Raw genomic sequence first — 13,318 nt, 5'->3', positions numbered from 1 at the left:
TGAAATCAGCGTAGTAGAGCCCACTCAACCACTGCGTCTTGATCGACAATCCAAAGACAATTGAGAGGCTAGGACTTTTGTCCCAGCCTCTTTTCTTTAGAATTATAAGAAATCGACAGAAAGAATAGTATTCGCCTTTTTCACAGGGACACGGGTCTTAGCCCCATTGTTTCCTTTTGGAAGGCGGAATTTTTTCACTTCTGGACTAGATGGTTTTGCTTGAGTCTTCTTGCTAACAGGTACGCGTGTTTTGGCGCCGTTATTTCCTTTTGGAAGACGAAGTTTCTGAACAGGTTTTTCTGGAACAGAAGGTGTTGACGGTTTCTCAACAATTGGTGTGGTGACTTCTTTATAGAAATAGGTCACAGTAACCAAGTTAGAAACATGAAGTTTGTGGGAGGTCAATTCTTCTTTGTCAGCTGATTGGAAGGTATAAGTTTTTCCATTAGCTTGGATTTGAGCGGGTGCTGTTGGTAGACCAGCTTCATAAGCCAAATCGAGGCTCCGCTCGACGCTGTTTTCTTGGGAAGGTGCAATTTCTTGTCCCTTTTCGTCTACAAAACGAGCACGTTTTACAACTTCCGGATTCAAATCGATATCATCATAGAGATGGATGACTTCAATGACGGGCGCGGTGGCAGTGCCTTTTTCAGGAGCGCTATTGTATGAAAATCCATCTTTGATATCGAGATCAGAATATCTTACTCGATACCATGTTTTTCCGTTTTCGTCTGTAACCGTTGCTGGTCCATTTCCAGAGACGTCATATTCAGTAAAAGCACGGGCATTAACTGTCTTGTATACGATATCTGTTGAAGATGCAACTGGTGAAAAGTCTGGTTTCAGAGTCCGACGACGATGGATGACACGAATTTCAGAGATTCGTGGATCAACTGGAGTCTCAGCAGGAGCTGGGGTTGATTCCTCAGCCGTCAGGCTAGCTGTTTCTTCGCTCGGAAGTGGGGATATTGTTTCATTGGTAATTGCAGTAGCTGAACTCTCTGAAATGACTGAAACAGGAGCAACCGTATCTTGTCGTTCAGAGATAGGAGCAGTGACAGGGGCTGTCTGCTCATCAGCAAAAGTGGTTGTTGCGAGACTGAGGGCTAAAACAGCTGCACACAATCCCGTGGTGAGTTGAATTTTCTTTTTCATATTTTCCTCCTTATACATACTGATAGTATAACTTGCAAGCTTTTTACTTGTCAAAAATGACTGCTATTGAGACTTAAAATGACAGGATTTTCCTTTGAAAAATCAAAATATAGGATAAAATATTTAAATCGGTTCAAGAATTTGAAAAAGTTGATTTATTTTTTTATTAAAAGTCAGTTTTCGTAAAAAAAGCCGGATTTTTAGATTGTGAGAGATAGCTATCGGCTCTTATTTGTGGTAAAATGAAAGGTGATCATGTCTTCGGACAAGTTTAACGAGAAAAGGAAGATGTATTATGACAAAACGGATTACCATCATTGAAGTTAAAGACTACGTCGGTCAAGAAGTGACTATCGGTGCTTGGGTTGCGAATAAATCAGGAAAAGGGAAGATCGCTTTCTTGCAATTGCGTGACGGAACGGCCTTCTTCCAAGGTGTTGCTTTCAAACCAAACTTTATCGAAAAATTCGGCGAAGAAGTAGGTCTTGAAAAATTTGACACCATCAAACGTCTAAGCCAAGAAACATCTGTTTTCGTAACAGGGATTGTCAAAGAAGACGAGCGTTCTAAATTTGGTTATGAGCTCGATATTACAGACATTGAAGTCATCGGTGAATCTCAAGATTATCCAATCACTCCAAAAGAACACGGTACAGACTTCTTGATGGATAACCGCCATTTGTGGTTGCGTTCACGCAAACAAGTAGCAGTGATGCAAATTCGTAACGCAATCATTTATGCAACTTATGAGTTCTTTGACAAGAATGGCTTCATGAAATTTGATAGCCCAATCCTTTCAGGAAATGCTGCAGAAGATTCTACAGAACTTTTTGAAACAGACTACTTTGGAACACCAGCTTACTTGAGCCAATCAGGACAGCTTTATCTTGAAGCTGGGGCTATGGCTCTTGGTCGTGTCTTTGACTTTGGTCCAGTATTCCGTGCGGAGAAATCAAAAACTCGTCGTCACTTGACTGAATTCTGGATGATGGATGCGGAGTACTCATACTTGACACACGACGAGTCACTTGACTTGCAAGAAGCTTATGTTAAAGCGTTGCTTCAAGGTGTTCTAGATCGTGCTCTTCAAGCCTTGGAAACCTTGGAACGTGATACAGAGCTCTTGAAACGCTACATTGCAGAGCCATTCAAACGCATTACTTACGATGAAGCCATTGATCTTTTGCAAGAACATGAAAATGATGAAGACGCTGACTATGAACATCTAGAGCATGGAGATGATTTCGGTTCACCACACGAAACTTGGATTTCAAATCACTTTGGTGTACCAACCTTTGTGATTAACTACCCAGCAGACATCAAGGCCTTCTACATGAAACCAGTTCCTGGGAACCCAGATCGCGTGCTTTGTGCAGATTTGCTTGCACCAGAAGGTTACGGAGAAATCATCGGTGGTTCCATGCGTGAGGAAGACTACGATGCCCTTGTCGCTAAGATGGAATCACTTGGTATGGATCTTACAGAGTATGAATTCTACCTTGACCTTCGTAAATACGGTACAGTCCCACACGGTGGATTTGGTATCGGTATCGAGCGTATGGTAACCTTCGCAGCTGGAACTAAACACATCCGTGAAGCCATTCCATTCCCACGTATGTTGCACCGTATCAAACCTTAATAGCCATAAAAACGCCGTCTGGCGTTTTTATACTCTTCGAAAATAAAATTCAAACTACGTCAGCTTCACCTTGCCGTACTCAAGTACAGCCTGCGGCTAGCTTCCTAGTTTGCTCTTTGATTTTCATTGAGTATTACTTTAAATGAAAGAGGTGGAGAAAATGTAGGCAACTCTCAGTAAGTCTTTTAGAAACAGTCATACTACATATTGAAAGAGAGAAAACAATGTTTAAAAGAACTTACAAAGGCAATATTCCACTCCTAGCAGGTCTGGAATTCACATCTTATTTTGGGATTACCAGTTTTTGGATTTTATTTTTTATCCAAAATGGTCTATCCTTGCTTCAAATCGGTTTACTAGAAAGTATCTTTCATGGGACCAGTCTCTTGTGTGAAATCCCCTCTGGTATGTTGGCCGATCGATTTAGCTACAAGACCAATCTCTATTTGGCTCGCTTGGCCAGTATTGTGTCCTCTATCTTGATTTTGTTTGGTCAGGGGAATTTTTGGATTTATGCGATTGCTATGATGGTCAATGCTTGGTCCTACAATTTTGACTCAGGGACCAGTACCGCTTTCTTATATGATTCTGCTGTTGAAGCTGATCAAAAGGACCGATATCTTCAGATTTCTAGCTTTTTATCTGGTGTGGCAGAAGTCACCCGAACCTTAGGTACAGTTGTGGCAGGCTTCTTTATTCACGGAGCATTGGCTTGGACCTATTATATTGCTATTGGACTTTCCTTGCTTTCCATTCTCTTGATTTTTCTGATGAAAGAGCCAGAGAGCAAGAGTGATGAAAGAAGTCACTTGACCTTAAAGCGGATATTGGTAGTAGTGAAACAAGAATGGCAGGAGAAACCAGTACTCTTTTACTGGATGCTCACCTATCAGTTGGTAGGAACCATCATGTGTATGTTTTATTTTTACTACCAACAGAAAATCAGTGACTTAGCCAGTTGGCAAGTTTCGCTTATCATGTTGATTGGTAGTGGATTCAATCTCCTAGCGGTTTATCTGGCTAGTCAAATCGGAAAAAAATGGAATAGTAATCAAGTCTTTCCGATTCTAGTTGCACTGACTGGATTGGCCTTACTTTTGGTAGGTGTAAAGACTCCTTTCGCTTATCTAAGTGTCTATCTTTTGACTAATGCACTATATGCAGTTTATCAACCCATTTACTACAATGAGTTACAATCTTATTTACCTTCTAGTGTACGAGCAACCATGCTGAGTATCAACTCCATGATGTTTAGTCTTTCCATGATCGTGATCTTCCCACTGACTGGTTGGTTGATTGATACTAGTGGATTTGTAGCTGTTTTTCTTGTACTAGGCCTGATAACACTCCTTTCTTTCCCACTCTTAGTGATTGGATTAGGGAAAATGGGCAAGATCTTAAACGAGGGGACAAAGACGGAATAAAATTCCTGGCCTTCATCAGGTCATTATTCGACTCTCTCTGCTTTGCAGGGAGAGTTTTTTTATCTTTCTAAATTGTGGTAAAATAAGTACATCCATTAGAAAGAAAAATGACTAGTATGAAAGACTTATTGAAATACTTCAGGAATTATAAAAAAGAAACCATACTGGGACCGTTTTTCAAGTTGTTAGAAGCAACTTTTGAATTACTGGTTCCACTTTTAATTGCCCATCTGGTCGATCAGCTCATCCCCCGTCAGGATCAAGGGGGGATATTTGGACTGGTTGGTCTCTTATTTGTTTTTGCTGGTTTTGGGGTTCTTGTAGCGATAACGGCCCAATATTTTTCTTCGAAGGCAGCGGTAGGCTATACCAAGGAATTGACCAATGACCTATATGAGAAGATTCTCAGCTTGTCTAAGGAGCAAAGAGACCGTTTAACCACTTCAAGTCTAGTAACGCGCTTAACCAGTGATACTTATCAAATTCAAACGGGGATTAATCTATTTTTACGTCTATTTCTCCGAGCGCCAATTGTCGTTTTCGGATCGATTTTTATGGCCTTCACCATTAGTCCGCAACTGACCCTGTGGTTTATTGGTATGGTTGCTCTCTTAACCCTCATCATTGTCCTTATGTCTCGTTTGGTCAATCCTCTTTATGCGCGCATAAGGAAAATTACGGATCGAATGGTTACCATTACGCGTCAGCAGTTACAAGGAATGAGGGTTATCCGCTCTTTTGGGCAGGTAGCTCATGAAGAAGCAGAGTTTAATGAGGTCAACCAAGACTATACCAAATGGCAATTACTAGTATCCAAATGGTCTAGTTTGATTAGTCCTATGACTTTCTTAGTCGTGAACGGGACTTTGATTTGTATTCTTTGGCAGGGACAAGCCTCCATTCAAATGGGGAGGCTCAGTCAAGGAATGTTAGTAGCCTTGGTTAATTATCTCCTTCAAATCTTAACAGAATTATTGAAGTTAGCCATGCTTGTGACCTCGCTCAACCAAAGCTATATTGCTGCTGGTCGGATAGTCCAGGTATTTGATGAGAAGAGTGAAGATTTGGATCAAGAGTTAGATGAGCTATCTGCTTCAAATCCTCAACTGGCTCTCGAGATCAAAGATCTTGTCTTTACCTATCCCTTAGCGGCAAAACCGTCTTTAGAAGGCATTCACTTATCTTTGAACAAGGGACAAACCCTAGGAATCATTGGAGGGACAGGATCAGGGAAATCTACCCTGGTTCAATTGTTAGGATATCTTTATGGCCCAAGTCAAGGAAATCTAATCATTTTTAAAGATGGACAGAGTCCCAAGACTCTTGGTCAGTGGCGTGACTGGATAGCAGTAGTTCCTCAAAAAGCAGAGCTCTTTAAAGGAAGCATTCGTTCGAATTTAACGCTAGGATTAAACGAGGAACCGAATGAAGAGCAGTTGTGGTGGGCCTTGGAGGTTGCGCAAGCAGCTGATTTCGTCCGTGAGAAAGAAGGGGGGCTAGACGCTCTGGTAGAAGCATTTGGACGAAATTTTTCCGGCGGTCAACGGCAACGGTTGACCATTGCTCGAGCTGTCCTTCGCAAAGCTCCATTTTTGGTGTTGGATGATTCCACTTCGGCTTTGGACTATTTGACAGAAGCACGACTCTTACAGGCTTTAAAAGAGGAGTTGACGGAAACCAGTCTCATCCTCATCTCGCAACGGACCAATAGTCTGCGAAGAGCTGACCAAATTCTCGTCTTAGATAAAGGCAAACAGGTCGGCTTGGGAAGTCATGAAGACTTGGTGGCAACCAATCCTTTATACCAAGAGATTCATTTCTCCCAACAGAAGAGAGAGGAGGGAGCAGAATGAAACAGAAGACTTATTTACGGCGCTTGCTTGCTGATATAGGCAAACAGCCCATCTGGCTCATCTTAGCCAGTCTGGGAACCATCTTACAAGTCTTGTTAACCGTCTATATCCCTATCCTAATCGGGCAGGCAATAGACTTAGTGGTGCTCCCTGATTCAGCACATCTCTTGCTCCCACTTATCTTACAAATGGGTCTAGTAATTCTTTTTTCAAGTCTGATTCAATGGTTGAATCCCTTGGTTTACAATCAGATGATCTATCGCTACAGTAAAGACTTAAGAGAGAAGGTCATCCAGAAAGTCCATGTCCTTCCTTTATCTTACCTGGATCGTCAAGGTACTGGGGATTTGGTCAGTCGCTTGACCACGGACGTTGAACAACTGAACAATGGTCTATTCATGGTCTTTAATCAGTTCTTTGTTGGTCTTCTCACGATTTTAGTGACCATCGCTAGTATGGCCCGATTGGATTGGATGATGATGGGAATGGTTTTGATCCTGACTCCTTTATCTCTCTTTATCGCTCGTTTTATTGCCAAGCGTTCCTATCATCTCTTTCGGATGCAGACCCAAGCACGTGGGGCTCAGACACAGATGATTGAAGAATCTCTCAGTCAAGAAAGCTTACTCCAAGCTTTTAATGCACAGGGTCAGTTTAAAGACAAGTTTATTGAGATCAATGGCGACTATGCTGGTTATTCTCAAGAGGCGATTTTTTATTCCTCTACCGTTAATCCAGCGACGCGCTTTGTCAATGCCCTGATTTATGCGTTGGTGACGGGATTTGGAGCCTTCCGAATCCTATCGGGTACTGGCTTTACTGTTGGCCAGTTGGTGACCTTTCTCAACTATGTCAATCAGTATACCAAACCCTTCAATGACATCTCCTCTGTTCTTGCTGAGTTGCAAAGTGCCTTGGCTTGTGCGGAACGTCTCTACAGTGTCTTGGATCAAGAGGAAGTGAAAGAAAGTGGCAAGAAAGACTTGCAAGAAGAGGCTGTAGAAGGAGCTGTCCAATTTGATCATATTAGCTTTGGGTATCGCCCTGATCAGCCTCTCATAAAGGACCTCTCCGTTTCCATCCCGCCGGCTAGCAAGGTAGCCATTGTCGGTCCAACTGGGGCTGGGAAATCTACACTGATTAACCTTCTCATGCGTTTTTATGATGTGGATCAAGGAAAATTATGCTTAGACCATGAAGCCGTAGACGCTTATAGCCTAGCTAGCTACCGCAAGCAGTTTGGGATGGTGCTTCAAGAGACTTGGCTCAAAGTTGGAACGGTTCATGAGAATATCGCCTTTGGTCGACCTGATGCAAGTCGGGAAGAAGTGGTCCAAGCAGCAAAAGCTGCCAATGCTGATTTCTTTATTCAACAGCTTCCAGAAGGTTATGATACCTATCTAGCGGATGCGGGAGACTCCCTCTCTCAAGGACAAAGACAGCTTCTGACTATTGCTCGGGTCTTTCTTGCAGTACCTAAGATTCTGATCCTAGATGAGGCGACCTCTTCCATTGACACGCGGACAGAGTTGCTCATTCAGGATGCCTTTCATAAGTTAATGGTGGGTCGGACCAGCTTTGTAATCGCCCACCGCCTGTCTACAATTGAAAATGCGGATCTCATCCTAGTCATGGTAGATGGAAATATCGTTGAACATGGGAATCATAAGGAGTTGATGGCTCAAAGAGGTGTTTATTACAAAATGCAAACTGCCCAACTTTCTAGTAATTAAGACAGAAAAAGACTGGATGTTTTTCCAGTCTTTTGTGTTTAATCCTGCTGATCTTTTAAAAGATAGAGAAGAGAGAAGGCTAGGAGTGCCATAGCAATACCTAATACGGTAAAGATGAAAGCGTTGCTGTCGGAGATGAGACCGATGGTATTGAGGGCGAAAGGTGTAATGGCCGCTCCAAAGCTACAACCCAAGACGGCTACAGAGGTCACTTGGTTTAATCGTTTGGCAGGAATCTTGGCTGACAAGATTTGGAAAACCATGGTGAGGGCAGTGCTATACGTATAGCCAGAGAAGAGGGCGGATAGAGCAAGAAGAGGGATGCTTGGAGAAAGGGCTACAGCCATCATTGAGAAACCGTAAGCAATCCCGGCATAAGTGATCAATTTGCTCTTGAACAAATGTACAAGGCCAGAGAAGGTGAGACCAGCTAGAATTCCGATTAATTGCATAGCACTTAGAATGAAGCTAGCTGAATTATGTTGATCCTTGAACGTGTAGGCGACAATACTTGGAATGCGAAGAGTAACTCCGACGTTGCAAAGGACAATCATTGCGGCTACAATGGCCAAAATAATAGTTAACTTCCATTCTTCTTTTTGGAGTGGTTCTTTATGATTGGCTTGTGTATGCTGACTTTCTTCTTGCTGGTGGTAAGGGACAAAGGTCATGAAGAGAAAGAGAACGATTAAGCCAGCCCCGTAGGCTAGGAAGCTAGAAGTCCAGCCGAATTGGAGGAGGAAGCCGACCAATAAAGTGACGAGAGCTGTCCCTACGACCTCGGCAGAACCACGAAATCCAAGAGTTTGGACTCGTTCACGCCCTTGGTAGCGTTCACTGATAATTGAAATAGCCTTAGCATTGATCAATCCGACTCCCATCCCAAAGATGAAACGAGAGATGAAGAGGATAGGATAAGCTTGGTTAATGAAAGGGACCATTCCAAAGATTGAGAGGATTAACAGACCAGTGATAATCATCTTTCTCTCATCCAAGAAGCGTTCGATAAAGGTGTTGAGGAAGAGGGTGAGCATAATCCCAGCGGATGGAAGGGATACCAAGAGTTCGATCTGACTTTTAGGGAGATCCTTATAGTATTCAAACATATAGGGAAGTGCGCTAGAAATCGAAAAAGACGTTGTTAATACAAGAGATAAAGAAAGGATACTAACCTTTTCTAATAATTTTTTCATAATCATCCTTCAGTCACATATTTGGTCAAAAGACACTCTACTATGGTATAGTTTTTTGCTTCATTTAGCAAGTTATTTAAATGAAATTTTTCAATATTTTTCATAATTGGAAAAAGAAAAAAACTGGAGGTTTAACTCCAGTTTTTATTTCTATTAAACGTTTAAGACTTTATCCAAGAATTCTTTCAAACGTGGGTGTTGTGGGTTGTCGAAGATTTGGTCTGGTTTGCCGTCTTCGAGGAATTCCCCATCAGCGGTAAAGATGACACGATTGGCCACTTGGCGCGCAAATCCCATCTCGTGGGTGACGATAATCATGGTCATCCCTTGCTTAGCCAAATCCTTCATAACGTTCAGTACGTCCCCGACCATTTCAGGGTCAAGGGCAGAAGTTGGTTCGTCAAAGAGCATGACATCTGGCTTCATTGCCAAACCACGCGCAATGGCCACCCGCTGTTTCTGACCACCCGAGAGACTATCCGGTGAGACATCAGCTTTGTCAGCCAGTCCAACCTTTTCCAAAAGTTCCATCGCTAATTCTTTAGCTTCTTCCCGACTCATGCGTTTATGCTCCAAAGGAGCAAACATGATGTTTTCGATGACACTCATATGAGGGAAGAGGTTGAAGTGCTGGAAGACCATCCCGACATTTTCACGAACGATATCAATGTTGGTTTTTGGATCAGTCAGGTCATAGCCGTTCACGGTAATCTGTCCCTTGGTTACTTCTTCGAGAAGATTGAGACTGCGTAGGAAGGTGGATTTACCAGAACCAGATGGTCCGATAATACAAACCACATCTCCTTCGTAGAATTTTGTTGAGATGCCTTTTAGGACCTCATTTTCACCGTAATATTTGTGGAGGTCATGGACATCAATTTTTAATTTAGCCATTAGTTAGCCCTCTTTTCTAATTGTTTTGCAAAGCGTGTCAATAAGGTAATGATGACGAGGTAGAAGACGGTAAGGATCGCATACATCTTGAAACTTTGGTAGTTTCGAGCGATGATAATCTTACCAGTCTGGAAGAGCTCGACCAAACCGATCGCAGACACGATAGTCGTATCTTTCAGTGCAATAACGAATTGGTTGACGAAGTTTGGAAGCATCAGTTTAGTTGCTTGAGGCAAGATAATCTTGCGCATGGTCTTGCTATAAGAAATCCCGAGGCTTCGACTCGCTTCCATCTGACCAGCAGGAACTGCTTGAATCCCTCCTCGAACAATCTCAGCGATATAAGCAGCAGCATTGAGGGAGAGAGCGATGGTACCTGCAAGGAAGTCATTGATTGGGGATTGGTGACCCGTCATGGACTCGATCAAATTGGGAATCCCCCAGAAGATGAAGGCAGCAAGGATCATCAGTGGGATACCACGGATGACATCGACGAAGATCTCAGCTGTCCAACGAAGCCATTTATAAGGACTCACACTAAACATTCCAAAGATGATCCCAATCACCATAGCAATCGCAAATGATAGAAGTGCTAGTGCAATAGTGACCCCAAGTCCACTTAACAATTGTTTGTAGTTGTTTTGGAGCAAGCCCCAGATAGTCGTTTCATCCACTGAAGTAGATTCTGTGGTTTCATCACTATCGCTTGAAAGATACTTATCCAAGATTTTTTGGTATTCGCCACTTTCTTTTAAGTTGGCTAAACCGTTGTTAAACATTTCAATCAATTCAGGGTTCGAATCTTTTTGGACAGCAAAAGCAATCTGACCACTTGGAGTACCTTCGATAGGTGTTTTGAATTTACGTCCTTGTTTAATGGCGTATTTGATAACAGGTTCGTCATCCATGATAGCAGCTACAGAACCAGAGTTCAAGCTATCATACATAGAAGCCCCATCTGAGAAGGTTTTGATTTTATAGCCATACTTACTCTTGTTTTCCTCGAGGAAAGTTTGAGAAGCCGTGCCATTTTTGACACCGACTGTTTTTCCTTTTAGGTCTTGGTAGGAAGAAACTTTACTACTCTCTTGAACAGCAAGAATTGAATTGGTTGTGTAGTATGGATCAGAGAAGTCAAAAGTTGCCTTACGAGCATCTGTCACAGTCATGCCGGCAATCATTCCGTCCGCATTTCCGTTCTGAACATCACTGACCGCAGCATCAAAACCAGGGTTGCTAATTTCTAGGGTAAAGCCTTGGTCTTTGGCAATGGCCTTAATCAATTCCATATCAATCCCAGTGTATTTACTTTGATCATTTTGGAATACGAAGGGAGCAAAAGAGGAATCACTAGAAATTTTGTATTTTTTCTTCTTAGGAGTCGCCTTTTGTCCTGCTTCAGTGCTCGTTTCTGGAACAACAGAAGTGCTAGCGGTAGTTGTTGTTGAAGATGATGATTGGCTGCTACCAGTCCATTTTTCAATAATTTGGTCCAATGTACCATCTTTCTTCATTTGAGAAAGAGCTGTATTAAATTGTTTAATGAGGTTTTCATGTGACCCATCTTTTTTGACCCCAAAGGCAAAACTTCCGACAGCTTCTCCTTCCATATTAATAGAAAGATCTTGTCCTTGCTTAATGGCGTATTCGATAACAGGTTGGTCATCCATCACAGCATCTACAGCTCCTGTAGATAAACTGTTGTACATGAGATCTCCTGTATCAAAAGTTTTGATCTCGTAACCGTACTGATCTTTGTTCTTTTGAAGGAAGCGTTGAGCAGCTGTACCGTTTTTGACACCGACTGTCTTGCCTTTAAGCTGGTCATAGGAAGTGATTTTGTTAGCTTTCTTAGTCGCAATCACGACTTTTGTATCATAGTAGGTATCAGACATCGCAAAGACTTGCTCACGTTCCTTGGTCTTGGTCATCCCTGCCATAATGGCATCGGCTTGACCAGCTTGAACTGCATTGACCGCTGCATCAAAGCCTGGGAATGATTTTTCTAAGGTCCAACCGTTGATTTCAGCTACCTTGTCCAAGATTTCAACGTCAATTCCTTTATAAACTTGGTCTGAGTCTTTAAATTCGAAGGGCGCATATGCTGTATCGAAAACGACTTTTACAGTTTCAGCCTGTGCTTGACTCGCAAAGGCGAATAGTGGAAATAAGAAAAGCAAACATGCTACTAGTTTTTTCTTCATTTCGTTCTCCTTTATATCTAATCCAGTTATCTCGAAAAGAGCAATGGAAGGGATACCCAAAAGGGCTCAAAAAAATAAAGAATTCATACTGAAAACAAGTATGAATTTCATCATTTATTTTTTACAAGTATTATCTTATCATAAATGAAACCTAAAATCAAGAATTTCAATCATCTCATGTCAGGTTATCTGACATGACTTAGTCTTGCAGTCTCAGATATTCTTTGCTACAATGGACCTATTAGATAAATGGAGGTTGATGATGAAGAAGGGGAAGATCATTCAGGATATAAAAACGAACACCTCATGGCCAGTACTTGTTTCTACACTATTCTATGTGTTTTTAAGCTTCCTATTTGTTGAAGGTGGGCTTTGGTTTGGGAGTGAGTTTGTAGGACCATTTTCTCTAGTCATAGAGTTCTTAACAAATCTCTTTTCACCAGGCGATGGGGGAGCAAGTGTCCAAGAATTTTTCTACCATTATTTTCTTTATTATGAGCTCTTCAGTTTTGTATTCATTCTCTTACTCTTTATTTTTTGGGTGAAGTTCATTGAGAAGAATCCCTTATCGACTTTAGGTTTTGTAAAAAGGAATTGGCTTAAGTATCTAGGTTGGGGGATCTTGCTTTCACTGCTTCAAATGGGTGTGATTGCCCTTGTCTACCAGTTGGGTGGAATTGGGTCTTTTGAGCTTAATGAATTAAGTTTAGAACCCATCCTCTTTATTCTAGGCTTATTCCCATTTTGGCTCCTTCAAGGAGGAACGGAAGAGGTGGCGACGCGGGGTTGGCTCCTAACTCGGATTGCTGCAAGAACTAATTTGCCTTTAGCGATCGCGATTTCTAGTAGTCTCTTTGGCTTTCTTCATCTGGGGAATTCAGGAGTGACCTTCTTATCCGTACTGAATATCATCCTCGATGGAGTGCTAGCTGGTTTGCTCCTTGTCTACACCGATAGTATCTGGCTAGTGGTCGCCCAACACGGCACTTGGAACTATGTACAAGGAAATCTCCTTGGTTTTCAAGTAAGTGGGACGGGCGCAGATGCGTCTATCTTTAGCTTTACCATGGGATCAGGACCTGACTGGTTGACCGGAGGGGAATTTGGAGCAGAAGGATCGATCATCACAACTCTGGTTCTTCTTGTATCCCTAGTGATTGTTTATCGTTTAGGGGAGAGGAAAGAAAAGTTTGATGACTAACCTCTGTGTAATGTCTGAAAGT

General features: G+C 42.2%; 9 protein-coding genes. 5 read left to right on the top strand and 4 right to left on the bottom strand.

Going from position 1 to position 13,318, the window contains the following annotated elements; translation table 11 throughout:
- Positions 1-102 precede the first annotated feature (102 nt).
- Positions 103-1,155 (bottom strand): cell surface protein, encoded by a 1,053-nt coding sequence (locus RCH62_RS07615; RefSeq protein ID WP_306474953.1) that lies wholly within the window; start codon positions 1,153-1,155, stop codon positions 103-105.
- 295 nt (positions 1,156-1,450) lie between these two features.
- On the opposite strand from RCH62_RS07615, the gene asnS reads away from it, so the two are divergent.
- The 4 genes from asnS (at position 1,451) to RCH62_RS07595 (ending at position 7,804) form a co-directional block, all read left to right on the top strand.
- Positions 1,451-2,794: an asparagine--tRNA ligase gene (gene asnS / locus RCH62_RS07610; RefSeq protein WP_023023415.1), complete on the top strand. Its 1,344-nt coding sequence runs from the start codon at positions 1,451-1,453 to the stop codon at positions 2,792-2,794.
- A gap of 224 nt (positions 2,795-3,018) precedes the next feature.
- A complete protein-coding gene (locus RCH62_RS07605; RefSeq protein ID WP_306474952.1) occupies positions 3,019-4,218 on the top strand; it encodes an MFS transporter in 1,200 nt (399 codons plus the stop codon).
- A gap of 116 nt (positions 4,219-4,334) precedes the next feature.
- Positions 4,335-6,071, top strand: a complete 1,737-nt coding sequence (locus tag RCH62_RS07600) for an ABC transporter ATP-binding protein (RefSeq protein WP_306474954.1) — start codon at positions 4,335-4,337, stop codon at positions 6,069-6,071.
- A complete protein-coding gene (locus RCH62_RS07595) occupies positions 6,068-7,804 on the top strand; it encodes an ABC transporter ATP-binding protein (RefSeq protein WP_306474951.1) in 1,737 nt (578 codons plus the stop codon). Before RCH62_RS07600 ends, RCH62_RS07595 begins: the two co-directional genes overlap by 4 nt.
- A 38-nt stretch (positions 7,805-7,842) precedes the next feature.
- On the opposite strand, the gene RCH62_RS07590 is transcribed toward RCH62_RS07595, so the two are convergent.
- From RCH62_RS07590 to RCH62_RS07580, 3 genes are all read right to left on the bottom strand, one after another.
- Positions 7,843-8,997 carry an MFS transporter gene (locus RCH62_RS07590; RefSeq protein ID WP_195213865.1) on the bottom strand — a complete coding sequence of 385 codons (1,155 nt, stop codon included), beginning with the start codon at positions 8,995-8,997 and terminating at the stop codon, positions 7,843-7,845.
- 153 nt (positions 8,998-9,150) lie between these two features.
- The gene (locus RCH62_RS07585; protein WP_048690604.1) at positions 9,151-9,891 is read right to left on the bottom strand and encodes an amino acid ABC transporter ATP-binding protein; all 741 of its coding nucleotides are present in this window, start codon (positions 9,889-9,891) and stop codon (positions 9,151-9,153) included.
- Complete coding sequence (locus tag RCH62_RS07580; protein WP_306474950.1) at positions 9,891-12,095, bottom strand: ABC transporter substrate-binding protein/permease; 2,205 nt, start codon at positions 12,093-12,095, stop codon at positions 9,891-9,893. Before RCH62_RS07580 ends, RCH62_RS07585 begins: the two co-directional genes overlap by 1 nt.
- A 262-nt stretch (positions 12,096-12,357) precedes the next feature.
- Here RCH62_RS07580 and RCH62_RS07575 point away from each other — a divergent pair, with 262 nt between their 5' ends.
- Complete coding sequence (locus RCH62_RS07575; protein ID WP_306474949.1) at positions 12,358-13,296, top strand: CPBP family intramembrane glutamic endopeptidase; 939 nt, start codon at positions 12,358-12,360, stop codon at positions 13,294-13,296.
- Positions 13,297-13,318: the final 22 nt, after the last annotated feature.

It is taken from the genome of Streptococcus sp., from assembly GCF_030825805.1.
In the GTDB taxonomy this organism is placed as follows: Bacteria; Bacillota; Bacilli; order Lactobacillales; family Streptococcaceae; genus Streptococcus.
Note: the sequence above shows the minus strand (reverse complement) of the source record. Positions and strands in the feature narration are given on the sequence as shown.

Excerpts from the sequence above, each read along its gene's own strand:
- RCH62_RS07615 (WP_306474953.1), bottom strand. The coding sequence starts at position 1,155 with ATGAAAAAGAAAATTCAACTCACCACGGGATTGTGTGCAGCTGTTTTA.
- asnS (WP_023023415.1), top strand. The coding sequence starts at position 1,451 with ATGACAAAACGGATTACCATCATTGAAGTTAAAGACTACGTCGGTCAA.
- RCH62_RS07605 (WP_306474952.1), top strand. The coding sequence starts at position 3,019 with ATGTTTAAAAGAACTTACAAAGGCAATATTCCACTCCTAGCAGGTCTG.
- RCH62_RS07600 (WP_306474954.1), top strand. The coding sequence starts at position 4,335 with ATGAAAGACTTATTGAAATACTTCAGGAATTATAAAAAAGAAACCATA.
- RCH62_RS07595 (WP_306474951.1), top strand. The coding sequence starts at position 6,068 with ATGAAACAGAAGACTTATTTACGGCGCTTGCTTGCTGATATAGGCAAA.
- RCH62_RS07590 (WP_195213865.1), bottom strand. The coding sequence starts at position 8,997 with ATGAAAAAATTATTAGAAAAGGTTAGTATCCTTTCTTTATCTCTTGTA.
- RCH62_RS07585 (WP_048690604.1), bottom strand. The coding sequence starts at position 9,891 with ATGGCTAAATTAAAAATTGATGTCCATGACCTCCACAAATATTACGGT.
- RCH62_RS07580 (WP_306474950.1), bottom strand. The coding sequence starts at position 12,095 with ATGAAGAAAAAACTAGTAGCATGTTTGCTTTTCTTATTTCCACTATTC.
- RCH62_RS07575 (WP_306474949.1), top strand. The coding sequence starts at position 12,358 with ATGAAGAAGGGGAAGATCATTCAGGATATAAAAACGAACACCTCATGG.